Genomic DNA, 21,555 nt, shown 5'->3' on the forward strand with positions numbered 1-21,555 from the left:
ACGCACGGCGTGCCCTTGCGACGCTCGCGGCAAAATCACTACCTCAACGGCGTCAGTTGTGGCAGCATTCCGCCTGCCGTCAGGGAACCACGATGAATTATTTTCGTACCGCGCTCCTGCTTGCCGGCCTCACCGCCCTGTTCATGGGTGTCGGCTATTTGATCGGCGGCGGCACCGGCGCCGTGCTCGCCCTCATCGTGGCGGCTGCGACAAATCTGTTCGCCTACTGGAATTCCGATCGCATGGTGCTGTCGATGTACGGCGCCCATCAGGTCGATGCGCGCACGGCGCCCGAACTCTACAATCTGGTCGCGGAGCTTGCGCAGCGCGCCGCGCTGCCGATGCCGCGCGTGTTCCTGATGGACCAGCCGCAGCCCAATGCGTTCGCGACCGGCCGCAATCCGGAGAACGCGGCGGTCGCCGTCACCACGGGCCTGATGCAGCAGCTCAGCCGCGAGGAGCTCGCTGGCGTGATCGCGCACGAGCTCGCGCATATCAAGCATCACGACACTCTGACCATGACGATCACGGCGACGATCGCCGGTGCGATCTCGATGCTGGCTCAGTTCGGCATGTTCTTCGGCGGCAACCGCAACAACAACGGTCCCGGCATCATCGGCTCGATTGCGATGATGATCCTGGCGCCGCTCGGCGCCATGCTGGTGCAGATGGCGATCAGCCGCACCCGCGAGTACGCCGCCGACAATTTCGGCGCGCGCATCGTCGGCCAGCCGATGTGGCTGGCGTCCGCGCTGGCGAAGATCGAGAACGCCGCGCACCAATTGACCAACATGGAGGCCGAACGCAATCCGGCCACCGCGCACATGTTCATCATCAACCCGCTATCGGGCCACGGCGTCGACAATCTGTTCTCGACCCATCCCTCGACCGCAAACCGCATCGCCGCGCTCCAGCAGCTCGCCGCCGAGCTCGGCACCCAGACCGCGCCGCGCAACACCGGCGCGACCTATCCGCAGCGCAGTCCGTGGGGCGGATCATCGGGCCAGCGCGGGCCTTGGGGGTGAAGTCTTGAGGTTGAAGCCTCGGGGTTGAAGCTCGCGTCCGGATGCAGGCTCACGCCGACGCCGTAAGGAATACGTCGTCCATGAACAGCGCGTCGATGCCGGATTTGCGGAAGGTGACGATCGCGTCGGTGGGCGTGCAGACGATCGGTTCGCTGTCGTTGAACGACGTGTTGACGACGAGCGGCACGCCGGTCTCGGCGAAGAAGCAGGAGATCAGCTGGTGAAAGCGCGGGTTTGATCGGCGGCTGACGATCTGCACCCGAGCGCTGCCGTCCCGGTGCAGCACCGCGGGGATCTGATCGCGCCGCTCCGGCCGCACCGGACAGGCAAACAGCATGAATTCGTGGCTGGCCGTCAGCGGGCCGATCTCGAACCATTCCTCGGCATGCTCAGCCAGCACGCTCGGCGCAAACGGCCGGAAATCTTCCCGGTGTTTGACCTTCTGATTGAGGATGTCGCGCATGTCCGGCCGCCTCGGGTCGGCGAGCAGCGATCGGTTGCCAAGCGCGCGTGGCCCGAACTCCATGCGGCCCTGGAACCAGGCGACGATCTTGCCGCTAGCGATCATGTCGGCGGCATCGCGCGCTGGCATCTTGCTGCGCCGCGACTTGAGGCCGGCGGATTTGACCGCGGCGAGAATGGCTGGCCGCTTGAATCCAGGCCCGAGATAGGGCGTCGCGTTGCCGCGCTCGGGCGGGCGCTTCTGCTTGACGCAATGCACGGCATAGGCGGCGCCGATCGCGGTGCCGGCGTCGTGCGGCGCCGACGGGATGAACACATCGCTGAATTCGCCGCAGCGCCGGACCAGCTCGTTGGTCACGCAATTCAGCGCGACACCGCCGGCAAGGCACAGATTGTCGAACGGCACCCTGCGCTTGAGGCGGCGCACCGCGGCGATGACAGCGGCATCCGTCGCGGCCTGCAATGCCGCCGCCATGTCGGCATGCCGCGGCAAGATCTCGTCGTCTTCATAGCGGCCCGGACCGAACACGGCTTCCATTCGGGCATAACGCTCCGGGCTGTTGCCGAGATAATCCGGCGACACCCCGTAGTTCACCTCGTTGGCGTGCATGATCGATTGGAACTGCTCGCGATACACGTCCGGATCGCCGTAGGCGGCGAGGCCCATGACCTTCGAGGCGTCGTAATGCGAGAAGCCGAGATAGCCGCTGAACACCTCCCAGATGAAGCCGATCGAGTGCGGATACTCGAAGGTCTCGATGGTCTGGATCCGGGTGCCGATGGCCTTCGCCAGCGAGGTGCCTGCGGTCTCGCCGATCCCGTCGATGGTCAGGATCGCCGCGCGTTCGAAACCTGAGGGAAAATAGGCGGAGGCGGCGTGCGCCATGTGATGCGGCACGAAATGCAGCCGCTGTCCCAGCGATCGTCCAAGCAGTTCGTCGACGGCGCCGGGCACCTGGCCGAGCCGGAGCCGGAAGGTCTCCTCCAGTCGCGGGTCCCACCAGTCGGCGCGATACCGCTTGCGGCGCTGCCTGGGATCGAACGAGAAGCCGACATGATCGATGGCGCGTGCGGTGAGCCCGGCGTGCTTCAGGCAAAAGCGGATCGCACGTTCGGGGAGTTGGTGCGGGTTGTCGAACTCGGCCGGCTTGCCGTGCTTGATGCGGTTGAACCGCTCCTCCTCGACGGCCGCCACGAGCCTGCCGTCGACCAGCAGCGCGGCGGCGGACTCGTGATAGACCGAGTTGATTCCAAGGATGTTCACCGGCAGCTCCCAGGCACCTGACGATTGCGGAAAATTGCCCAATCTGCGCGCAACAGTGAGGCTTTATCGAGATTGCCTGCGAAAGGTCCGGGCGCAGACAAGACGCTGGTCCGCGATCGCATCCCGACCGTCGATGAGCCCGGCCATGCCGGAACGAATGGGCCAGTAAATCCTACTGCGCGCTGGCAGCATCCAGTCGTTCGACCTGTTCCTTGCTCAGCTCGAGCTTGGTTGCCGCGACAAGGGTCGCGACCTGCTCGGGCTTGGTCGCGCTGGCGATCGGCGCAGTGATGGAGGGCTTTGCCATCAGCCAGGCGAGCGCGACCGAGGCCGGTTCGGCGCGCTTTTCCGCCGCGACCTCGTCGAGACAGGCGAGGATGCGCATGCCGCGCGGGTTCATGTATCTCGGAATGCTGCGTGACCCGCGCGGGCTCTTGGCGAAGTCGCTTTCCGAGCGATACTTGCCGGTCAAGAATCCGGCGGCCAGCGAGAAGAACGTGATCACGCCGACGTCGTTCTCCCGGCACACACGCTCGAGCGCGCCTTCATAGCTCGACCGTTCCGCCAGGCTGTATTCGGGCTGCATGCTCTCGTAGCGCGGCAGCCCGTTTGCCTTGGCGATATCGAGCGCGCTCTGGAGCCGCTCTGCCGAGAAGTTCGAGGCGCCGATCGCCCTGATCTTGCCGGCCTTGATCAGTTTGTCATAGGCCGCGAGCGTGTCCTCCTGCGGCGTCGTCTCGTCGTCCTTGTGGGACTGGTAGAGATCGATGGTCTCGGTCTGTAGCCGTCGCAGCGAGTCCTCGACGGCGCGCGCGATGTAGTCCGGCTTCAGTCCGACATTACCGCCGCCCATGTCCATGCCGACCTTGGTGGCGAGGATGATGCGGTCGCGGTTGCCGCGCGACTTCATCCATTTGCCGATGATGACCTCGGACTCGCCGCCGCTATGGCCGGGTACCCAGCGCGAATAGACATCCGCCGTATCCAGAAACGTCAGCCCGTGGTCCAGCACGTTGTCGAGCAGGCGAAACGACGACGTCTCGTCGACGGTCCAGCCGAACACGTTGCAGCCGAAGCAGAGCGGAGGAACGGAGAGGCCGGAACGGCCGAGCGGACGATGCTTCATGCTTGTTCTTTCGATTATTGACTGATCGCAGGCGACGCGTAGACAGTGAGACGGATCGCGTTTGTTTGCAAGACGCAGTTCCGATCGTCATCAGGAAGGCCGGAAACAACGAGTGCGGCGCACCGAGGCGGCCATGCCAATCTTGCCGAGCAAGGGAGAGGCTGGCGCGATCAGAGGGGATCGGGCCCATAGCGGTTCGGACCGGTGGTGCCGGGGCGGCAGCCGAGCTCGACGATCATCCAGACGCTGACGGCAAGCGCAGCCAAGTCGCACACGCTCGCAATCGCACCTCCAAGCATCGCAATGGCCGCAAGGATCACAGGGCCGAGAAAGAACAACAGCAGCCACCAGCCGCTCTTGTCGCGATCGTGCAGACGCTTCTTGCTCACCGCGATTTGGGAGTTGAACATCAGGACGCCCGCGATCAACGCGACGCAGACCGCGAGATACGGCATCAAGCTTCCCAACACGATCATGACGAACAACAGCAGGAGAAGCAGGATCACCCAGGCGATGCACGCTCTCCAGTAGCCGGCTCGCGAAATCCGCCCGTCGAAATTGAACAGCAGGTCGTGCAACTGCTCGCGACCTTCGGGTATCGGGAGCAAGTCGAGCAAGCCGACCTCCGCTGCAATGCTTGAAGAACGCAGGCTGGTTTAACGGCCCGGATCATACCCGTTATACGGGTGTCCGCAAGCCGCGCCGGGATTGCCCATCCGCATTCCGGCAGCCGGACAGCGCCGATTACATACGTGTGCTTCGCTCAGCTTGGCTTCGCCGTCTCGTCGTCCCCCGATTCCTCTCCCGAGTCGGCCTTCGGCGGCCAGGCACCGCGCCGGACCAGCGCCTCGTGCAGCAGCTTCTCGATCTGGCCCTGGCGCGAGCGGAATTCCGCGGCGGCCAGGCGATCGAGTATATCCAGCAGCGGGCTGCCGAGCCGCAGCAGGATCGGCTCCTTGTCCGGCCCCTTCGGGCGCCCGCGCTTAGGCATACAGCGTTCCGGTGTTGACGACCGGGGTGGCGTCCTTGTCGGAGACCAGCACGACCAGCAGGTTCGACACCATCGCCGCCTTGCGTTCGGGATCGAGGTCGATGTCGGTCTGCTCCTTCAGCTTCTCGAGCGCTTCCCTGACGATGTCGACCGCGCCGGCAACGACGAGCTTGCGCGCGGCGATGACCGCGCTCGCCTGCTGGCGGCGCAGCATCACCGGGGCAATCTCCGGTGCGTAGGCGAGGTGGTTGATCCAGGCCTCGTCGATGGTCACGCCGGCCACCGCAAGCCGCTCCTTGAGCTCGACGACGAGTTCGTTGGTGACCTGATCGCCGCTCTCGCGCAGCGACAGCGTGCGCGCGGCGACCTGGTCGTGGCTCACGACTTCCTCGGGACCGGCATGCGTAACCGCCTCGTCGAAATCATAGGGATGGCGGCCGGCGATATGGCGCAGCGCCGATTCGGTCTGCGCGCCGACGAAGTCGGCATAGTCGTCGATCTGGAAGATCGCCTTGGCGCTGTTCTCGACCCGCCAGACCACCACGGCGCCGATCTCGATCGGATTGCCGATCAGGTCGTTGACCTTCAGCTTGCCGCACTCATGGTAGCGCACTCGCTGCGACACCCTCGCGATCTTGAAGAACGGCACGGTGGCGCGCAGGCCTGGCGCGGAATCTGTGCCGACATAGGCGCCGAACAGTGTCAGCACTGCGCTTTCGTTCGGCTGCAACGAATAGATCGACCAGCCGGACAGGATGGCGCCGACGAGACACAGCAGCGCGCCGAGCAACGACCAACTCGAGACCTGGAGATCGCCATGGCCATCGCGGGAGAAAGCGCCATAGGTGATCCAGCAGGTGAGCACGAGAAGCACGAGCGCGATCAGAAGCGCGACATAGCCGCTGCCGACGAGCCTGGCCGGGCGGTCGTCGACCCTGACCTTGATCGTGGAAAGGCCCGGACTGGAATGATCTTGCATGGTCATGGGAGCAAACCCCTGATGCATCCAGCATAATTGCTGATATTTTTTGATATCATAAAATAACGAAGTGCAGAAGCCGGCATGCGATGACATTGCCGCGATGGGCTTATTTCGTAGCCAGAACAACGACCTAGAGAGCACGTTGCTGGAGCCTGGTGGTTCCAAATCTCGCGCAAGACGTCGATCGGAAACCAGCTTCGACGCGCGAAATGAAGTAGAGAGTGCGGTGTATGTACAGACGTTGCTGGCGGCGATTTGCGCGGCGGCATGGCTTGGGGTTGGGCTCTGAAGGTGCATCACTCGGTTTTTGGCTGCGCGGCAGCGGCGGTGCGCGCGGGTTTGCCTGTCCGTATGATCGGGCTGGCCTGCAGTCTTGCGATCGGTTGTGTGCTCGATGGCGTTGCCCCACACGAGGCGGCGGCGCAGGTGCCATTCGCGCTGTTTCAGCCGGCGCGGCAGATCGAACCGGTGAAGCCGCTGGCGCGCGACGTCACCGGGCCGCCGACGGTCAGCCAGCGGCTCGACGGCACTGCGTTCTTTGTCGACGATCTCGGCCACATGCTGACCGCGCGCCATGCCGTCGCGGACTGCGTCCGCATTGTCGTCAGCAAGGAAGGTCGCTCCGTCACTGCGCGCCTGGTGGCGCTGGCCGCGACCGACATTGCATTGATCAAGGTTCCGCGAACGCTCGGCCTTGCAGCGGTATTCCCGCGCGCGACTGTGTCGGCAGCCAACGACATGGTGTTCGCCGAGGCCTATGACCGGCTGAAGCCGATGCTTGCGCATGGCGGTGCGCTCGGCAATGCGTTCGTCGATGGCACTCAGCGCGATCCCCAGCATCTCGTGCTGCGCTCGAATGTCACATTCGGTACCAGCGGTGCGCCGGTGCTGGATTCCCGCGGCCTGGTCGAGGGCGTGGTGAGCCGCCGGACCACGATCGATCGCGTGCTGGCGGTCGATGCCGCGCACGCCAAGTCGTTTCTCGAGACCCAAGGCGTCCGCATCCAGGAAGACGACCGGCCGCAGATGAGCGGCACCGCGTCACGGGCGCATCGCGCCGCCAGCATCTCGGCGCGCGTCACATGCCTGCAACAATGAGCGACTAGTTGCTCGCGGATCGATGTTCGCGCGTCGTCCTGTCAGCTGCTGCCTGCGGTCAACCCTTGTCCAGAACCATGCTCATCTTGCGGGGCACGCTCGTGCTCTCGTTCGGCCTGCTGATCCTCTCCCCAGCGCCGGGCCATGCCCAGAACACCGACTTTCGCAATCCTGAACAGGCGCCGCCGTCCTGGGCGCAGTTCGCCAAGCTGGTGAAGTACCGGTTCGAGGAATGGATCGCGGCCGACGAGACGGTTGCCAATCGCTTCCGCAACTGGGTCATCGAGCATTCGGGCAAGGAGAACGGGCCGCCGCCGACGCTCGTGGTGCGCGCCTGGCTCAACCCGGACGGCACCGTCGAGCGCGTCACGTTTGCCGCGCTCAGTGATGCCGGCGCGACCGAGGATCTGCGGACCATCCTGAAACGCGGCAATGTCGGCGAGGCGCCGCCGCCGGAGATATTGCAGCCGCTCAACCTGCGCTTCTCGCTCAACCTGAAGAAGCCCTGAGCGGCTTCAGTCGCGCGGTGCCAGCGCGAGCTCCAGCAATGCGATACGCTGCAGCGCATCGATCTCGCGCTCGCCGTCCTTCGCCGTGCGCAGGATCGATTCCGCGATCGTCTTGATATGCGAACTGCTGACCGGCTCGGGCAGCGTCGCAACCGAAGACTCCAGCGCCTGTGTCATCAACTCGATCACCTCGGGCGCAAACGCTGCATTGGAAAAGTTCTTCATTGCTCGGAATGCCACTCAAATCATCAGGGAATCGCCCCGCGGCAGATAACGCCTGATCAGCGTCGCAGTTCCGGTTGCTTTAGATTTTGTCTAATTCAAAACAGGGGTGTCGTCGTGTCGACGCGCGCTTGCAAAGCATGCCGAGAGACGCACTGTCGCGTGCTTGATGCGCAACACTTCGTCGCGCAAGCGCTGATGTGGAGAGGTTCTAGGTTTCGAATCGAGACCCCACAATTTTCGTTACGCTAGATCATCACCGTTGCTGACGCAGTCGGCGTGACGGGGATGGGGCAAGTGAATTTTTTCAAGACGTTTGGTCGGGCGGCAAGCCTGAGTGCGGCGAGCTGTGCCATGGTTTCAATCAGCGCATTCGAGCCGGCGCATGCGCAATCGCAAACGCTCCCTCCCGTCACGGTTGATCAGCCGAAAGCCCCGACCGTGCGCCGCGCCGCGCCGACCCGGCGTGTGACGGCGCGCGCGCCGGTGCGCCGGCAGCAGGCGGCTGCGCCGCTACGGCAGACGGCGCCGGTTCGTTATCTGACGCCACCGACCGCAACGCTTGGCGCGCCGCCGTCGCCGTACGCCGGCGGCCAGGTCGCGAGCGGCGCAGGCCTTGGGCTGCTTGGGAATCGCAGCGTGATGGACACGCCGTTCAACCAGACGAGCTACACCGCCGAGCTGATCCAGAACCAGCAGGCGCGCACGATCCGCGACGTGCTGATCAACGACCCGTCGGTGCGGGTGATCCAGGCAGCCGGCGGCGGCGCCGACAGCCTGTTCATCCGCGGCTTCTACTACGACAGCGGTGACTACGGACTGAACGGCCTGTACGGAATCGCGCCATATTATTCGACCGGTGCCAATTTCGTCGAGCGCGTCGAAGTCCTCAAGGGCCCAAGCGCGCTGCTCAACGGCATGACTACCGGCGGTACCGGCGTATCGAGCGGCGGGGCGGTCGGTGGCAGCGTCAATCTGGTCACGAAGCACGCGCCCGACGTCGATATCACCCAGCTCACCACGACCTATGCCTCGAAGTCGCAGTTCGGCGAGGCCATCGACGTCAGCAGGCGCTACGGCGAGAACAAGGAGTGGGGTGTTCGGCTGAACAGCACCTATTCGAACGGCAACACGCCGTGGAATCGCCAGACCGACGAGTTCGGTAACGCTGTGATCGGCATCGACTATCGCGGCGAGCGCGCGCGCCTGGCCGTCGATATCGGCTACCAGGCCGACAATCTCAACCCACCGCTGCGTTTCTTCACCGTCGGCTCCAGCATCATTCCGCCACCGCCCAAGCCGGGTAGCAATTTCCAGGTACCGTGGACGTATTATGCGCCGACCGATTTCTTCTCGACGGTTCGCGGTGAGGTCGACGTCACCGACCAGGTGACCGCCTATGCGGCGTTCGGCTATCACGACAGCAACATCAACTATGCCTATCCGTCGCCGATCCTCAGCAACGCCGTGCCCGGCGCGCTGGCCTCGCCTCCCGGCGCCTTCCAGCTCGGTGGCCTGCGGTCGACGCCGTTCACCGGAAAGGAGACCTTCGAGACGCTGGCGGGCGAAGCCGGCGTCCGCGCCACGGTGGATACCGGGCCGGTCAATCACGCGGTCAACCTCAACTACGCGATCAATGACCGCACCTACACGCAGCGAGTCCGGATTCCCGGTAGTCAGATCTTCTGGAATCTGTACACCGAACCGACCAATATCCCGCTGCCGAACTTCACGACGCTCGCAGCCAACCAGTTGACCGGCGTCGACCTGTGGAGCGTCGGCGTGTCCGACACCATGTCGATCCTCGACAAGCGCGTCCAGCTCACGGTCGGCGTACGTCGCCAGACCGCCGGCAGCGAGGTCACGAACTATCTGACGCCGACGCTGAGCCGGCCAGAGACCGACACCTCGGTCTGGACCCCGGCCTACGCGCTGGTGGTGAAGCCGGTCGAGAACGTCTCGCTGTATGCCAACTACATCGAAGGGCTTCAGACGCCGGTCGTCGTAGGCGGCACCTTCGCCAATGCCGGAACGGTGTTTCCGCCGGCCCAGACCACGCAGGCCGAGGGCGGTGTCAAGGTCGATATGGGCCGGATCACCGCAACGATGGGTTACTTCGATATTTCGCAGCCGAGCATCATCACTGTCGGCTCCGGCTTGCTGGCGACGCAGCAACTCAACGGCCGCCAGCGCAACCGCGGTGTCGAGCTCAACGTGTTCGGCGAACTCACGCCATCGTTCCGCTTGCTCGGCGGCGTAGCCATGATCGACGGCGTGCAGGAGAAGACCGCCGGCGGCATCAACGACGGCAAGAAGGCGGTCGGCGTGCCCGGCTTCAACGCCAATATCGGCGCCGAGTGGGACACCCCGTTCCTGCACGACCTGACGCTGACCGGGCGGGCGATCTACACGTCGTCGCAATATGTCGACGTAGCCAATCTCGTCACGCTGCCGGAATGGACGCGGGTCGATCTCGGCGCACGCTATACGTTCATCTCGCCCTGGAACGGCAAGCCGATCGTGGTCCGCGCCAATATCGAGAACCTGTTCAACAAAGCCTACTGGGCTTCCGCTTATAGCGGCGTGATCACGCTCGGCGCGCCGCGTACCTACCTCGTCTCCACCACCTTCAACTTCTGACGGGACATGAGCCGGGGCAGGTTGCAGACATCGTTGCGCGTCATCACTGTCGTGGTCGGCGGCTACGGCGCCACGTCCGTCATCGTCGCGCTGCTTGCGGTGGGGCTGCCGTTGTCGACTGGCCTGGCGCGCAGCGAGGCCGTGGTGCTGGCCTCGATGCTCGGCTTCCTGATCTATCTGGCGCTGCTGCTCTGGGGTTTCTCGGTGCAGAAACTGTCGCGGCTCGTGCTCGGACTTTCCGGGTTGGCGGCCGTGGCCTTCGCGCTGGTCGCACTGCTGCATCGTCACGGTGGATAGGATGGAGCCGACCTTCCGGCAATCGATGAACTGGCTGCACACGTGGGCGGGCGTGGTGGTTGGCGGGCTGTTGTTCGCGATCTTCTGGATGGGCACGCTGTCGGTATTCGACAAGGAGATCGACCGCTGGATGGCGCCGTCGACCCGGCTCGCAATGCCGTCCGGCACGCTGTCGCTCGACGCCCAGCGTTCGACCTATCGCGATGCCGTGGCCGACCGGGCTGCGACTTGGAACGTGTTCCTCCCCAACGATCGCCTGCCGGTGGCGCGCACCGCCTGGTTTGGCGCGCGGGGAATCCAGTCGCACTACCATGATCCCGCAGACGGGCATGAGCTTGGGGATCCCGGGACACTGGCGGCGAGCGGATTCTTGTATCCGTTCCACTACCATCTACATTTGCGCTTCATGAATCTCGGCCTGTGGCTGGTCGGCGCCGCCAGCATGGCGATGTTGGCGCTGTGCGTGTCCGGCGTCATCATCCATCGCCGAATTTTTGCAGACTTCTTCACCTTTCGGCCGGAACGAAAGCCACGACGCGCGATCCTCGATTTGCACAATATAGCCGGGGTGCTCGGACTGCCCTTTCATTTCGTCATCACGCTGTCTGGCCTCGTCATTTTCTACAATCTGTATTTCATGAGCGGCTGGGTTTCGGCGTATGGCGTGACCAATCTGCGCACGTTCAACCAGGAGGCCTTCAGTTCGTTCGCGCGGCCGAAGGCCAACAGGCCCGGCGAACTGGCATCGCTCGATGCCATGGCCGAGCAGGTGCGCCGGCTGTGGCCTAGTAGCGAACTGGCGTCGCTGACGGTCTTCAATCCCGGCGACGCCGCGGCCTATGTCCAGCTCAACGTTTCCAATGCCGATCGCATCACCAGCGCGGCAAGTACCGCGTTCTTCGACGGTGCCACTGGAAGGCTGCTGTTCCAGCGTTCCGAACTGGCGCCGGTCATGACGAGCTTTCGCTTCCTGTTCGGGCTCCACGTCATCCAGTTCCAGAATTGGGCGCTCCGCTGGATTTACTTTGTGCTGGGCATTGCCGGCTGCGTACTGATCCTGACCGGATTTCTGTTCTGGCTGGAATCCCGGCGCAAGCGGCATGTGAGTCTCGGGCTGCACGGCGTTCGCGTCGTTGAGGCGCTCGCGGTCGGCGGCACGAGCGGCATCATCGCCGCGACCCTGGCTTTCTTCGTTGCCAATCGGGCGTTGCCGGCCAATCTGGCAGACAAGGCCGCGCTCGAGGTCTGGGTGTTCTATTTGGCCTGGCTCGCTACCTTTGTGCACGCCGGAGTGCGGCCCGGCGTGCGGGCCTGGCGCGAGCAGGCCGGTGCGATCGGTGTTCTCGCCATCGTCGCTGTGACGCTCAATGCCGTCACCACCGGCGATCATCTGCTCCGTAGCCTGACGCAACCTTATCTCTGGCCTGTCGCAGGAATGGACATCCTCCTGCTACTCTGCGCAGCAATCGCCGCTGTTACGGCATGGCGGCTACGCGCGGCGGCGCGCCTGACACCGCTTGCAGTGGAAGGGACGGCGGAGCATGCGTGAGGCGATGTTGCTCGTCGCGTTGCTTGCGGCCGCCTATTGCGGCTTTGCCGCGTTGGCGCTCGCTCAGCCGCGGCATTGGGGGCGGGCGATCGGTCAGGGTGCGCCATCACGGCGGCAGGTCTGGCGGCTTCGCGTCGGCGGTTACGGGCTGCTGGCACTCGGCCTTGCTCTCGCGCTGCTGCGCGATGGCGCAGGTTTCGGCACTGTGCTGTGGGCGACCACGATCAGCGTTGCGGCGATCGCCGTTACGCTCACCCTGGCTTGGCGGCCGCGATGGGCCCGCGCGATCGCCGCGCCGTTTGGCCTGCCGGGCGCGGCCCCCCAGCGTTGATTTGCCGATGACGCAAGCCTCTTCGTGAAGAGTATGGTCTCTGCCTGCGCAGGGACGACGGCGAGTAGCTGGCGCTATGGCCACACAGCTCCTTCGGTGTCATCACCCGCAAGGCTTTCGCGGGTGATGACACCGAACTTGGCGGCTACCGGACGGACTGCTTCGCATCGCTCGCAATGATCGGTAGGATGACAGCCGCTCGCAAATGGAGACACAACTCCAATGGCCAAACAACAAGCCGGACGTTCGCGGCGCGCCTTCATCGGTGTCGCGATCGCAGGACTTCCCGCCGCACTTCTGCTGCGAACCGCGGCAGCTTCCGACAAGATGACAAAGCCGCAGGCCGAATATCAGGACGCGCCGAACGGCATCTACTCCTGCGGCCTGTGCACGCTGTTCGTCGCGCCCGATGGCTGCAAGGTGGTCGAGGGGACGATCAGCAAGGACGGCTGGTGGAAGGCCTTTGCCGCGGTCGATTGACGCATAGCCCTTCTCCTCCAGGAGAGAATTGAGACGAGCCTACAATTTCCGCGCATTCGAGAATGCGAACGACGACATCCGACGCGTGGTCTCGTCCAGGATCAAGGTGCGCGTGATCGGCGGCTCCGCGCGCTGGCTGCAATTCTCGCGCTCGCAGAGTCGGCAGTTGACGCCGATCGGGGTGCCCTCGGTCTTTTCCAGGTCGATGCCGGTCGCATAGACGAGCTTTGCCGCATGACGGATCTCGCAGCCGAGTCCGATCGCAAAGCGCGGCTGCGGCTGCGGGTAGGGCGCCACCGGCCGCCGCACGGTCTGCGCGATCGAGAAGTAGCGTGTGCCATCGGACAGCTCGATCACCTGGCTAAGCAGGCGGTCGGGCATGTCGAAGGTCGAATGCACGTTCCAGAGCGGACAGGTGCCGCCGAACTTGGAGAACGGGAAGGTGCCCGAGGAGAACCGTTTCGACACGTTGCCGGCGGTGTCGACGCGCAGCAGGAAGAACGGCACGCCGCGCGCGTTCGGCCGTTGCAGCGTGGTGAGGCGGTGGCAGACCTGCTCGAAGCCGGCGTTGAAGCGCTGCGCCAGCACGTGGACGTCATAGCTGAGCGCTTCGGCCGCGGAATGAAATGTCGGATAGGGCATCATCGCGGCGGCCGCGAAGTAGTTGGCGAGCGTGATGCGGTAGAGCCGGCGCGCGGTGTCGTCGAGCGCGCCGGCGCGGCTGACGATGACATCGATCGCGGCGCCGCATTCGACGAAGCCGATCTGTAGCGCGAGCTGGAAGTTGCGGCCGGAGCTGTCGACCAGTTCGGAGATCAGGAGCTGCCGGCGGTGCCGGTCGAAACGGCGCAGCGTCTCGCGCATCACGTCGACCGGCATCACGCGGCAGACGATCGAATGCTTTTCGCGCAAACGCGCGGCGAGCGCCGTGAACAGGCCCTCGGTCGGCACGTTGAGCTCGTCGCGCAGATTTTCCGCCGCGGTCTCGAGCTCCGGAAAATAGTTGCGGTTGGCCTCGATCAGGTCACGCACCCGCTCGATCGGGTTGGCGTCGAATTGCGAGCCCTCGCGGCGGTCGGCCATCTGCGCCGCCACCAGCGTCTCGCCGCGGCGCGCCTCGGTGTATGCGGCATAGAGCCGTTGCAGCGCATGGGTCACGCCCGGGCAGAGCTCGGCGAGGTCGCGCAGCTCCTGCTTCGGCAGGTCGATCTGGCGGAACAGTGGATCGGAGAAGATCTCGTTAAGTTCCGCGAAAAAGCGGTCCTCGTCGGCAGTGGCGAGGTCGCGCAGGTCGAGGTCGTAGGTCTCGGCCAGCCGCAGCAGGATCTGCGCCGTCACCGGGCGCTGGTTGCGCTCGATCAGGTTGATGTAGGAGGGCGAGATGCCGAGCCCCTCGGCGATCTGGGTCTGCGACAGCCCCAATTGCTGGCGGATCCGCCGGAACCGCGGCCCGACGAACAGCTTCTTTCCGGACTCGCCGGGCATGGCAGTCTTCCTAACCTATTTTGTGACAAAATTTACAAATCGACATTTATTACAAGTTCAGATGTTACATGACATCACCAATAAGAAACAAGCTATCTATACGAACTTCGCCTTTTCGCGTTTATCTCCTGACACGCGCTTCGCGATGCTCTGTTAAGAATGTCGCTCCGGCGAACAGGCGGCGAGGATCAGGTTTCAGGCGGCCGAGCAGAGGCGGCCCGAATTTTAGAGGAGACTGACGATGAGCAAGGGCAGCAATTTCTGGGTGATCGGCGGCGAGTTCGGCTCGATGAACTTCCACAAGCTCGTCGAAGGCTCGGCTCAGGTCCGCGGTCCGTTCAAGACCCGCAAGGAAGCCGAAGAGTGCTGGAAGGAAGTCTCCGAGGAGAGCCGCCACAAGGCCGGCGTGCGCTTCTCCATCGTTGAGGAGCCGTCGCGGGTTTCGGCGTAACCGCCAAAATCATCAGAGCTAAGAAGACGTCCAAGGACGGCGGCCCCATCCGGTTCATCCGGGTGGGGTCGACCGTTTCCGGGACCCGGCCCGGGGCATTTGATCTGGGGATAAGTGGCGGCCTAAGTGCTTGGGAACCAACGCCCTTTGCGGGCGTCATGGTTGCTGATAGGTTAACGTCCCGGAAACCCGTCAGTGCGAGACCGCAAGGCATGTCCGATCCGCAGAATACCGGCAGCGAGGCGCGCGATATGCGGCCGACGCTGCGTGAGGCGCTGCGGCGGGCCCGGATCGAGGCCGCCGACCGCACCGGCGTGGTGGTCGAGTTGCGCGATGCCGAGGTGGCGCGGCTCGAGATCCTCAACGAGGCGCTCGATCCCCTGTTCGCGCAGGTGCCCGACAAGGTCGACCTGTTCGACCGCGGCATCAGCCAGGGCGAGACCCCGCGGCTGTGGATCGACGTCGTCGCCCATGTGCTGATGGGGCGCGACAAGCGCATCTACCGCTTCGTGCAGGACACCAGGTTCGGCCGTCTCGTGCTCGCCGAATCGCACGACGTGCCGGTCATCGTCGACGCCGTCACCGACTATGTCGCACGCCGCATGATCGAGCGCGAGCACGCGATGGTGGCGACGCCGCTTCCGGTCGCCGAAGCGCCGGCGGCGCCGCCGCCCGCACCCGCGGTCGTGCCGAAGCGCCGCGGCGGGATCGGCATGTTCGTGTTCGGCTTCGTCGTCGGCGCGCTGGCGCTGTTCGGCCTCGCGCTGCTCACGAGTTGGCAGAATTTCTGAAGCATGATCCGGAAAAGTGCGAAGCGGTTTTCCGAGAAGATCATGCTCAGATACCGGCCGGGGGCATCGTGGTCATAACGCCCGCCTCGGCGTTCTTCGGCATCCTGGCGACGGCCGCGGTGGTCGGGAGTGCCGTGCTGTTCGGCAAATGGCAGGCGCTGCGGCGCGCCGAATACATCCGCACCTTCGCTCTCCCGCGCGGCCTGCTGGCCCGGCTCGAGAAGCGCCATCCCGGCTTCACCCGCAAGGACAGCGCGCTGGTCTCGCGCGGCCTGCGGCAGTTCTTCCTCGCCTATCTGATGAGCGGCAAGCGCTACGTTGCGATGCCGTCGCAGGCCGCCGACGACCTCTGGCACGAGTTCATTCTCTACACCCGCGAATACGATGCGTTCTGCCGCCGCGCCTTCGGCGGCTTCCTGCATCACACGCCCGCGGTCGTGCTGGTGAAGGAGCGACGGCAGAGCAATGAGGGCTTGCGGCGGGTCTGGTGGTACTGCTGCAAATACGAGAACATCGATCCGGTCAGGCCGACGCGGCTGCCGCTGCTGTTCGCGCTCGACGCCAAGCTGAACATCGCGGGCGGCTTCATCTATCACACCGATTGCGAGGCGCTGCGCCGCAGCGGCATTGGCGGCAGCAGTCCGTATTGCGGCGGTGATTTCTCGGATTCATCGATCGACGGCTCGTCGGCGGGTTTTGGCGATGCCGGCAGCGACGGTAGCCACGGCGGGGATGCCGGCGGCCATGGTGGCGACGGCGGTGGTCACGGTGGCGATGGTGGGGGCGGCGGTGATGGTGGAGGCGGTGGCGACGGCGGAGGCGGCTGCGGCGGTGGTTGTGGTGGCGGCGGCGGAGGCGATTAGGACAGCCGCACCTGCTTGAGCTCGCGAATGCCGTCGTGATCGCCGAGGCCGCGCACGGTCTGCTCGCAGCGCCAGGTATTGCCGTCCCGCTCGATCGAGAACAGATTGTAGGCCGCCGCCGGATAGTGCTTGCGCGCCAGCGCCGATGCCGACGGCACGCCGATCGCGGGAATCTTCCGCTCCGGGCCGTCGAACCACATCGTCGAATGGATGTGGTCATGGCCATGCAGCACCAGCTCGACGCCGTGCCGCTTCAGCAGCGCCAGCAACTGGTGCGAATCGGTCAGCCGCTTGGCGCGGCCGTCGGAGTGCAGCGGGTGATGCACCAGCAGGACACGGAAAGCATCCTCCCGCGACAGCTGCGCGAGGATCGCATCCAGCGCATCGAGCTGGGCACGGCCGAGCCAGCCGGTGGCCATCAGCGGCGGCGTCGGCACCGCCGAGGAGACGCCGATCAGCGCCACCGGGCCACGCCGACGCACGAACGGAAAATGCGTGGCGCCGTCGGCGTCGCCGCGCAGATAGTCGCCGAACATGCCGACGAAGCGGTGCCGGGTCGCGCGCACATAGGCGTCGTGATTGCCGGGAACCACGGTCACATCGGCGGGCGCGCCGACGCCCTCCAGCCATTGCCGGGCCGGATTGAACTCGGCGTCGAGCGCCAGGTTGACGAGGTCGCCGGTGACGGCGATATGGTCCGGCTGCTGCGCCTGCATGTCCGATACCAGCGCGTCGAGCACGTCGCGGCGGTGATATTTGTGACGGTTGCGCGTCCAGTTCAGATAACCCAGCGCACGTTTGCCGGCGAGATCGCGCAGCCGCGCCGCCGGCAGCGGCGGCAGATGCGGATCCGACAGATGCGCGAGCCGGAATGCTGCCGCCATCATGCGATTCCCTTAAGGATTGTCCGTGAAAACTGGCCGGCAATCGGTCATGTCGTGCTATCCCGAACGTCCTGCCCTGTATTGGCAAGAGCTGCGCGGGTGCGCAAGGATCAAAGCAAGGATCAAACACCGGATGGCGAGGACTCAGTGACGATCCTTGACGATCTACGCAAGCGCTGCGAGCCGCAGATCAGGTGGGTGTTTCATTTCTACTGGCGGCTGGTCCGCAGCATGACGCTCGGGGTCCGCGCCGTCGTGCTCGACGCCGACAACAAGGTGTTCCTGGTCAAGCACAGCTACGTCCAGGGCTGGTATCTGCCCGGCGGCGGGGTCGAGGTTGGCGAAAGTTTCATCGAAGCGCTGCGGCGCGAGCTCGAGGAGGAGGGGCGGATCGAGCTCGTTGGCACGCCGGCGCTGCATGGCATCTTCTACAACAGCCACGTCTCGCCGCGCGATCATGTCGCTGTTTATGTCGTCAGGAACTACCGGCAGGACCGGTTGCCGGAGCCGAATCGCGAGATCGTGGCGTGCGGCTTCTTCGATCCGGCTGAGTTGCCCCATGACACCACTCCCGGGACGCGGCTGCGGATATCGGAGGTGCTCGACGGCAAGCCGCCGACCGCCACATGGCGGTGATGGACCGCGCCCGCGCCAGATGCTATCCCCCGCCCCACGATGACCGAACTGACCCTGACCATCCTGCCCGAGACCCCGAGAGACGCCCAGGCGATCGAACGCCTGCACGAGCGTACCTTCGGGCCCGGCCGCTTCGCGCTCAGTGCCTACCGGCTGCGCGAGCATGTCGATCATCTGCTCGATGTCTCCTTCACGGCGCGGATCGGCACGCTGCTGGTCGGTTCGGTGCGGCAGCTGCCGGTGTGCATCGGCGAGACGCCGGCTTTGATGCTCGGGCCGTTGACCGTCGAGCCGCCGTTCCGCAGCCGCGGCGTCGGCCGTGCGCTGCTCGAGCGCGCGATCAATGATGCCCGCGCCAAGGGCCATCGGATCATCGTGCTGGTCGGCGACGAGCCGTACTATTCTCGCGTTGGCTTCAAGCCGGTCCCGAAGGGACGGATGACGATGCCCGGACCTGTCGACTACAGTCGCCTGCTTGTCATGGAACTGGTCGACGGCGCATCCGAGGGCGTGTCCGGGCCGATCCAGCCGGACTGGAGCAAGGCGATCTGACATTCCCGCGAGCGCTGCCGGAACGGTTGCGCGCTCTTGGAAACTGAAGCACAGTTGAGGCAAGCGCCGGGACAAGACCGGCGCATGTCATATCAACAGGGAGAGTGCGCGCCATGATCAAGGTCAGTGTGATGTATCCGAACAACCCCGGCGCACGCTTTGATCACGACTATTATCGCGACAAGCACATGCCGCTGGTGAAGGCGCGGCTGGGCGACGCCTGCAAATACTACACCGTCGACAAGGGGCTCGCCGGCGGCGCCCCTGGAACGCCCGCCACCTATGTCGGCATGTGCCACATCTTCTGCGACTCGGTCGAAGCCTTCGGGGCCGCCATGGGCAAGCACGCCCAGGAGATCATGGGCGACATCCCGAATTACACCGATTTGCAACCGGTGATTCAGATCAGCGAAGTCGTCGTCGGGCATTGAAGCCGGACGTTGGATTGTGATCCCTCTGCCGCATGCGGCAGAGGGATAGGGTCGTCTCAGAACTTCAAGTTCGCAAAGGCCCGTACGCCGAGGCCCGGCATCAGTACCTCGTCTTTGGTGTAGGAGACGGAGCTGCGGATGTTCTGGTTGAGCAGATTGTTGCCGACTAGGCCAAGCGTCATCTCGCGCGCGCCGATCCAAGACTGACTGAGCTTGGTGTTGTAGGTGATCTCCGCGTTGAGGAGATTGTAGCCTGCGGTCGGGGTCTCGCCGATGTCGGCGATGTTGCTCTGCGCGAAAGCGTGCACCAGGTTGACCCGGGTGAACCAGTTGCTGTCGCGCCAGTAGACGCCGCCGCCGAGCCGCACCGGCGGAATTCGCGGCACGTTGCTGCCGTCGGTGAAGGTGGCGCGCACCACGTCGAACTGGTTCTCGATGCCCCAGATGCCGCCATTGAACGCGCCGATATCGAACTGGCTCTGGAATTCGGCGCCACGGAAGATCGCATCACGCTGCGAATAGACCGCCTGACGTCCCTCGTTGTTGGGATCGCCATTGCCGCAGGAGTCGAAGTCCTCGCCGCACATCACCCCGGTCAGGCGACGATAGATGAAGTTGCTGAAGCGGGTGTAGTAGGCGGTGGCCTCGAACCGGAACGGGCCAGTCGCCTTGCGCAGGCCGATCTCGACCGATTTCGCGGTCTCGATGGTCAGGTTCGGATTGCCGATGTCGAAGGTCGCGGTCGCATCATGCGCACCGCGTGAGAACAGCTCGGCGGGCTTCGGCGCGCGCTCGACATACTGCGCGGTGACGCTGCCGACGAGATCGCCGGGCAAGTTCTGGATCAGCCCGATGCTGCCGCTGACCGGCGTGTAGGACGGGTTGCGTGTGATCGAGCTTTGCGCCGCGCCATCGGGCAGGAAGTCGGCCGGGAAATCTGGCGTCGCGCCGTGTAGTTCGATATGCTCGATGCGGCCGGCGACCTGCGCCTTGGTCTGGTCCGTGAACTTGAACTCGTTGAACACGTAACCCGCGACGCGGTTGTTGTTGTTCGGGCTCCACAGGCCGTTGAACAGCGCGCCGGGATCGTCCGGGCTCGGCGCGGTCAGCTCCTGGTGCCCGGCTTGCAGGCCGAATGCCGTGGTCACGGTGGCGAACCGCGCGTTGAACGGCATCATCTGCACCTCGAGGCGGGCTTCCTGCTCCTTGTTGGTGAAGGTCTGGCGCACGCCGTCGCTGAACAGGTTGGCCGGATCGGCGAGGCCGAGCTCGTTGTGGCGGTAGTCGGTCGCGCCGACCCAGAACCGCACGGCGTCGATCGCGGCCGTGTCGGGCCGGTACTCACCCTTGACCGCGATCTTGGTCTGGTGCGCGTCGATCCGGGTGCGGTGATCGGAGCCGTCGATGCCGGGGATATGGTACAGCGAGTCGTTCTGGGTGATCGCCGCGCCGATATAGCCGCCCTGGAAGAAATACGACGCGCCGACCGAGGCGCCGTCCGACTGCGTCGCGGAGTTCGGCTGGCGGCCGTTCACCGATCGGGTCTGGTCGAACAGATAGGGATAGCTCGGGATGCTGTAGTCGCTGGTGGTGCGGCCATAGACGTCGGCATGAACGGCGACATTGTTGCCGCCGGCGTCGAGCAGCATGCCGCCCTCGACGCCGCGATTGACCGAGCTCACCGACGTGCGGGTCTCGACATTGAGGCAACCGGGACCGCCGGCATCGGCCAGCGGTGCCTTTACTGGCAGCCCATAGCTCTGGAACGGCGTTGCCGCGCAGGTCGGCATCGCGTCGGGAATGCGGTTGTTGGTGGCGCTGACCACGCCGCCGATCGAGGTCGAGCCGTAGCGCAGCGCAGCGGGCCCCCGCACCACCTCGATCTGATTGGTCGAGAACGGATCGATCGGCACGAAATGATCTTCGCCGAGATCGGATACGCCGCCGCCGCCGAGACCGTTCTCGACGATGCCGACGCGGTTGACGTCGAGGCCGCGGATGATCGGCCGGCTCGATGCGCCGGGCGCGAAGCTCGAGCCGGTGATGCCGGGCTTCGAGAACAGCAGGTCGCCGAGCGTGGCGCCGCCGGCGCGCCGCAGTTCCTCGTTGGGCACCACGGTGACGGTCGCGAATTGGTCGGTGACGACGGGCAGCACACCCTGCTGCGGCGCCGGTGCCGCGGGTGCCGGTTGCACCGCTGCGGCGCGTTCGCTGTTGCGGCTCGGAGCGGCCCGGACCGCGCGGGTCGGCGTGCGTGTTGGCACGATCCGATGCCGCTGGATCGGGCTTGGCGCCGTCACCGTGACGTCAGGGAGTTGCGTCGGCGTGTCGTCGGCCAGCGCGCCGCCATGCATTGCGCCAAGCAATAGCCAGCTCACGCTCCCGATGTGGAGTGCTCGTTTCTTCTGAAGTGTCATTGTCCCGATCCAGGTCCGTCGACATGACGGATCGATTCCGATGTGCCCCGCTGCAACGGGTCGCGTATG

General features: G+C 64.9%; 23 protein-coding genes. 14 read left to right on the forward strand and 9 right to left on the reverse strand.

What is annotated here, in order from left to right; all coding sequences use genetic code 11:
- Positions 1–92: 92 nt before the first annotated feature.
- On the forward strand, positions 93–1,025 hold the full coding sequence (gene htpX, locus CWS35_RS14185) for a zinc metalloprotease HtpX (protein ID WP_100952255.1): 933 nt from the start codon (positions 93–95) through the stop codon (positions 1,023–1,025).
- A 49-nt stretch (positions 1,026–1,074) separates the two neighbouring features.
- Here htpX and CWS35_RS14190 read toward each other — a convergent pair whose 3' ends face one another.
- From CWS35_RS14190 to CWS35_RS14210, 5 genes are all read right to left on the reverse strand, one after another.
- Entirely contained in the window at positions 1,075–2,751 is a 1,677-nt protein-coding gene (locus CWS35_RS14190; protein WP_100956339.1) for a carbamoyltransferase C-terminal domain-containing protein, read from the reverse strand.
- A 172-nt stretch (positions 2,752–2,923) separates the two neighbouring features.
- Complete coding sequence (locus tag CWS35_RS14195; protein WP_100952256.1) at positions 2,924–3,877, reverse strand: aldo/keto reductase; 954 nt, start codon at positions 3,875–3,877, stop codon at positions 2,924–2,926.
- Positions 3,878–4,047: 170 nt separating this feature from the next.
- Positions 4,048–4,494, reverse strand: coding sequence for a DUF805 domain-containing protein (locus tag CWS35_RS14200; RefSeq protein WP_157817145.1), 447 nt, complete (start codon positions 4,492–4,494; stop codon positions 4,048–4,050).
- A gap of 146 nt (positions 4,495–4,640) precedes the next feature.
- Positions 4,641–4,868 carry a hypothetical protein gene (locus CWS35_RS14205; protein ID WP_024580420.1) on the reverse strand — a complete coding sequence of 76 codons (228 nt, stop codon included), beginning with the start codon at positions 4,866–4,868 and terminating at the stop codon, positions 4,641–4,643.
- Positions 4,861–5,853: an SPFH domain-containing protein gene (locus CWS35_RS14210; RefSeq protein ID WP_210202792.1), complete on the reverse strand. Its 993-nt coding sequence runs from the start codon at positions 5,851–5,853 to the stop codon at positions 4,861–4,863. The genes CWS35_RS14205 and CWS35_RS14210 overlap by 8 nt, the downstream gene beginning before the upstream one ends.
- A 348-nt stretch (positions 5,854–6,201) precedes the next feature.
- Here CWS35_RS14210 and CWS35_RS14215 point away from each other — a divergent pair, with 348 nt between their 5' ends.
- Complete coding sequence (locus CWS35_RS14215) at positions 6,202–6,948, forward strand: serine protease (RefSeq protein ID WP_100952258.1); 747 nt, start codon at positions 6,202–6,204, stop codon at positions 6,946–6,948.
- A gap of 77 nt (positions 6,949–7,025) precedes the next feature.
- On the forward strand, positions 7,026–7,457 hold the full coding sequence (locus CWS35_RS14220; protein ID WP_245438958.1) for a hypothetical protein: 432 nt from the start codon (positions 7,026–7,028) through the stop codon (positions 7,455–7,457).
- Positions 7,458–7,463: 6 nt separating this feature from the next.
- Here the strand turns inward: CWS35_RS14220 and CWS35_RS14225 are convergent, their stop codons facing one another.
- A complete protein-coding gene (locus tag CWS35_RS14225; RefSeq protein ID WP_100952259.1) occupies positions 7,464–7,682 on the reverse strand; it encodes a hypothetical protein in 219 nt (72 codons plus the stop codon).
- Positions 7,683–8,033: 351 nt separating this feature from the next.
- On the opposite strand from CWS35_RS14225, the gene CWS35_RS14230 reads away from it, so the two are divergent.
- The 5 genes from CWS35_RS14230 (at position 8,034) to CWS35_RS14250 (ending at position 12,976) form a co-directional block, all read left to right on the forward strand.
- A complete protein-coding gene (locus tag CWS35_RS14230; protein WP_245438959.1) occupies positions 8,034–10,319 on the forward strand; it encodes a TonB-dependent siderophore receptor in 2,286 nt (761 codons plus the stop codon).
- 33 nt (positions 10,320–10,352) lie between these two features.
- Positions 10,353–10,616 carry a hypothetical protein gene (locus tag CWS35_RS14235; protein ID WP_245438960.1) on the forward strand — a complete coding sequence of 88 codons (264 nt, stop codon included), beginning with the start codon at positions 10,353–10,355 and terminating at the stop codon, positions 10,614–10,616.
- Position 10,617: 1 nt separating this feature from the next.
- Positions 10,618–12,165 (forward strand): PepSY domain-containing protein, encoded by a 1,548-nt coding sequence (locus CWS35_RS14240; RefSeq protein WP_100952262.1) that lies wholly within the window; start codon positions 10,618–10,620, stop codon positions 12,163–12,165.
- Entirely contained in the window at positions 12,158–12,496 is a 339-nt protein-coding gene (locus tag CWS35_RS14245) for a DUF3325 domain-containing protein (RefSeq protein WP_100952263.1), read from the forward strand. The genes CWS35_RS14240 and CWS35_RS14245 overlap by 8 nt, the downstream gene beginning before the upstream one ends.
- Before the next feature lie 222 nt (positions 12,497–12,718).
- A complete protein-coding gene (locus CWS35_RS14250) occupies positions 12,719–12,976 on the forward strand; it encodes an iron oxidase (protein ID WP_100952264.1) in 258 nt (85 codons plus the stop codon).
- Positions 12,977–13,015: 39 nt separating this feature from the next.
- Here CWS35_RS14250 and CWS35_RS14255 read toward each other — a convergent pair whose 3' ends face one another.
- Positions 13,016–14,461 (reverse strand): short-chain fatty acyl-CoA regulator family protein, encoded by a 1,446-nt coding sequence (locus CWS35_RS14255; protein WP_100952265.1) that lies wholly within the window; start codon positions 14,459–14,461, stop codon positions 13,016–13,018.
- Between the two features lie 241 nt (positions 14,462–14,702).
- Here CWS35_RS14255 and CWS35_RS14260 point away from each other — a divergent pair, with 241 nt between their 5' ends.
- The 3 genes from CWS35_RS14260 to CWS35_RS14270 all read left to right on the forward strand — a co-directional run bounded on the left by CWS35_RS14260 (position 14,703) and on the right by CWS35_RS14270 (position 16,566).
- On the forward strand, positions 14,703–14,912 hold the full coding sequence (locus tag CWS35_RS14260; protein WP_016839740.1) for a hypothetical protein: 210 nt from the start codon (positions 14,703–14,705) through the stop codon (positions 14,910–14,912).
- 212 nt (positions 14,913–15,124) lie between these two features.
- Positions 15,125–15,703 (forward strand): hypothetical protein, encoded by a 579-nt coding sequence (locus CWS35_RS14265; RefSeq protein WP_100952266.1) that lies wholly within the window; start codon positions 15,125–15,127, stop codon positions 15,701–15,703.
- A 68-nt stretch (positions 15,704–15,771) separates the two neighbouring features.
- Positions 15,772–16,566, forward strand: coding sequence for a hypothetical protein (locus tag CWS35_RS14270; protein ID WP_210202793.1), 795 nt, complete (start codon positions 15,772–15,774; stop codon positions 16,564–16,566).
- Here the strand turns inward: CWS35_RS14270 and CWS35_RS14275 are convergent.
- Positions 16,563–17,450, reverse strand: coding sequence for a metallophosphoesterase (locus tag CWS35_RS14275; RefSeq protein WP_100956345.1), 888 nt, complete (start codon positions 17,448–17,450; stop codon positions 16,563–16,565). The genes CWS35_RS14270 and CWS35_RS14275 overlap by 4 nt on opposite strands.
- A gap of 147 nt (positions 17,451–17,597) precedes the next feature.
- Here CWS35_RS14275 and CWS35_RS14280 point away from each other — a divergent pair, with 147 nt between their 5' ends.
- The 3 genes from CWS35_RS14280 to CWS35_RS14290 all read left to right on the forward strand — a co-directional run bounded on the left by CWS35_RS14280 (position 17,598) and on the right by CWS35_RS14290 (position 19,069).
- The gene (locus CWS35_RS14280; RefSeq protein WP_024580434.1) at positions 17,598–18,086 is read left to right on the forward strand and encodes an NUDIX domain-containing protein; all 489 of its coding nucleotides are present in this window, start codon (positions 17,598–17,600) and stop codon (positions 18,084–18,086) included.
- 39 nt (positions 18,087–18,125) lie between these two features.
- Positions 18,126–18,638 carry a GNAT family N-acetyltransferase gene (locus CWS35_RS14285; protein WP_100952267.1) on the forward strand — a complete coding sequence of 171 codons (513 nt, stop codon included), beginning with the start codon at positions 18,126–18,128 and terminating at the stop codon, positions 18,636–18,638.
- A 113-nt stretch (positions 18,639–18,751) separates the two neighbouring features.
- On the forward strand, positions 18,752–19,069 hold the full coding sequence (locus CWS35_RS14290) for an EthD family reductase (RefSeq protein WP_021076009.1): 318 nt from the start codon (positions 18,752–18,754) through the stop codon (positions 19,067–19,069).
- A gap of 56 nt (positions 19,070–19,125) precedes the next feature.
- On the opposite strand, the gene CWS35_RS14295 is transcribed toward CWS35_RS14290, so the two are convergent.
- On the reverse strand, positions 19,126–21,486 hold the full coding sequence (locus CWS35_RS14295; RefSeq protein WP_100952268.1) for a TonB-dependent receptor: 2,361 nt from the start codon (positions 21,484–21,486) through the stop codon (positions 19,126–19,128).
- Positions 21,487–21,555 lie beyond the last annotated feature (69 nt).

The sequence above is a fragment of the Bradyrhizobium sp. SK17 genome (genome assembly GCF_002831585.1).
Classification (GTDB): Bacteria; Pseudomonadota; Alphaproteobacteria; order Rhizobiales; family Xanthobacteraceae; genus Bradyrhizobium.

What these genes read in the sequence shown, in the direction of transcription:
- CWS35_RS14275 (WP_100956345.1), bottom strand. Translation starts at nt 17,450, where the DNA reads ATGGCGGCAGCATTCCGGCTCGCGCATCTGTCGGATCCGCATCTGCCG.
- CWS35_RS14210 (WP_210202792.1), bottom strand. Translation starts at nt 5,853, where the DNA reads ATGACCATGCAAGATCATTCCAGTCCGGGCCTTTCCACGATCAAGGTC.
- CWS35_RS14290 (WP_021076009.1), top strand. Translation starts at nt 18,752, where the DNA reads ATGATCAAGGTCAGTGTGATGTATCCGAACAACCCCGGCGCACGCTTT.
- CWS35_RS14255 (WP_100952265.1), bottom strand. Translation starts at nt 14,461, where the DNA reads ATGCCCGGCGAGTCCGGAAAGAAGCTGTTCGTCGGGCCGCGGTTCCGG.
- CWS35_RS14295 (WP_100952268.1), bottom strand. Translation starts at nt 21,486, where the DNA reads ATGACACTTCAGAAGAAACGAGCACTCCACATCGGGAGCGTGAGCTGG.
- CWS35_RS14195 (WP_100952256.1), bottom strand. Translation starts at nt 3,877, where the DNA reads ATGAAGCATCGTCCGCTCGGCCGTTCCGGCCTCTCCGTTCCTCCGCTC.
- CWS35_RS14260 (WP_016839740.1), top strand. Translation starts at nt 14,703, where the DNA reads ATGAGCAAGGGCAGCAATTTCTGGGTGATCGGCGGCGAGTTCGGCTCG.
- CWS35_RS14285 (WP_100952267.1), top strand. Translation starts at nt 18,126, where the DNA reads ATGACCGAACTGACCCTGACCATCCTGCCCGAGACCCCGAGAGACGCC.
- CWS35_RS14225 (WP_100952259.1), bottom strand. Translation starts at nt 7,682, where the DNA reads ATGAAGAACTTTTCCAATGCAGCGTTTGCGCCCGAGGTGATCGAGTTG.
- htpX (WP_100952255.1), top strand. Translation starts at nt 93, where the DNA reads ATGAATTATTTTCGTACCGCGCTCCTGCTTGCCGGCCTCACCGCCCTG.
- CWS35_RS14215 (WP_100952258.1), top strand. Translation starts at nt 6,202, where the DNA reads ATGATCGGGCTGGCCTGCAGTCTTGCGATCGGTTGTGTGCTCGATGGC.
- CWS35_RS14250 (WP_100952264.1), top strand. Translation starts at nt 12,719, where the DNA reads ATGGCCAAACAACAAGCCGGACGTTCGCGGCGCGCCTTCATCGGTGTC.
- CWS35_RS14205 (WP_024580420.1), bottom strand. Translation starts at nt 4,868, where the DNA reads ATGCCTAAGCGCGGGCGCCCGAAGGGGCCGGACAAGGAGCCGATCCTG.
- CWS35_RS14220 (WP_245438958.1), top strand. Translation starts at nt 7,026, where the DNA reads ATGCTCATCTTGCGGGGCACGCTCGTGCTCTCGTTCGGCCTGCTGATC.
- CWS35_RS14230 (WP_245438959.1), top strand. Translation starts at nt 8,034, where the DNA reads ATGGTTTCAATCAGCGCATTCGAGCCGGCGCATGCGCAATCGCAAACG.
- CWS35_RS14240 (WP_100952262.1), top strand. Translation starts at nt 10,618, where the DNA reads ATGGAGCCGACCTTCCGGCAATCGATGAACTGGCTGCACACGTGGGCG.
- CWS35_RS14265 (WP_100952266.1), top strand. Translation starts at nt 15,125, where the DNA reads ATGTCCGATCCGCAGAATACCGGCAGCGAGGCGCGCGATATGCGGCCG.
- CWS35_RS14245 (WP_100952263.1), top strand. Translation starts at nt 12,158, where the DNA reads ATGCGTGAGGCGATGTTGCTCGTCGCGTTGCTTGCGGCCGCCTATTGC.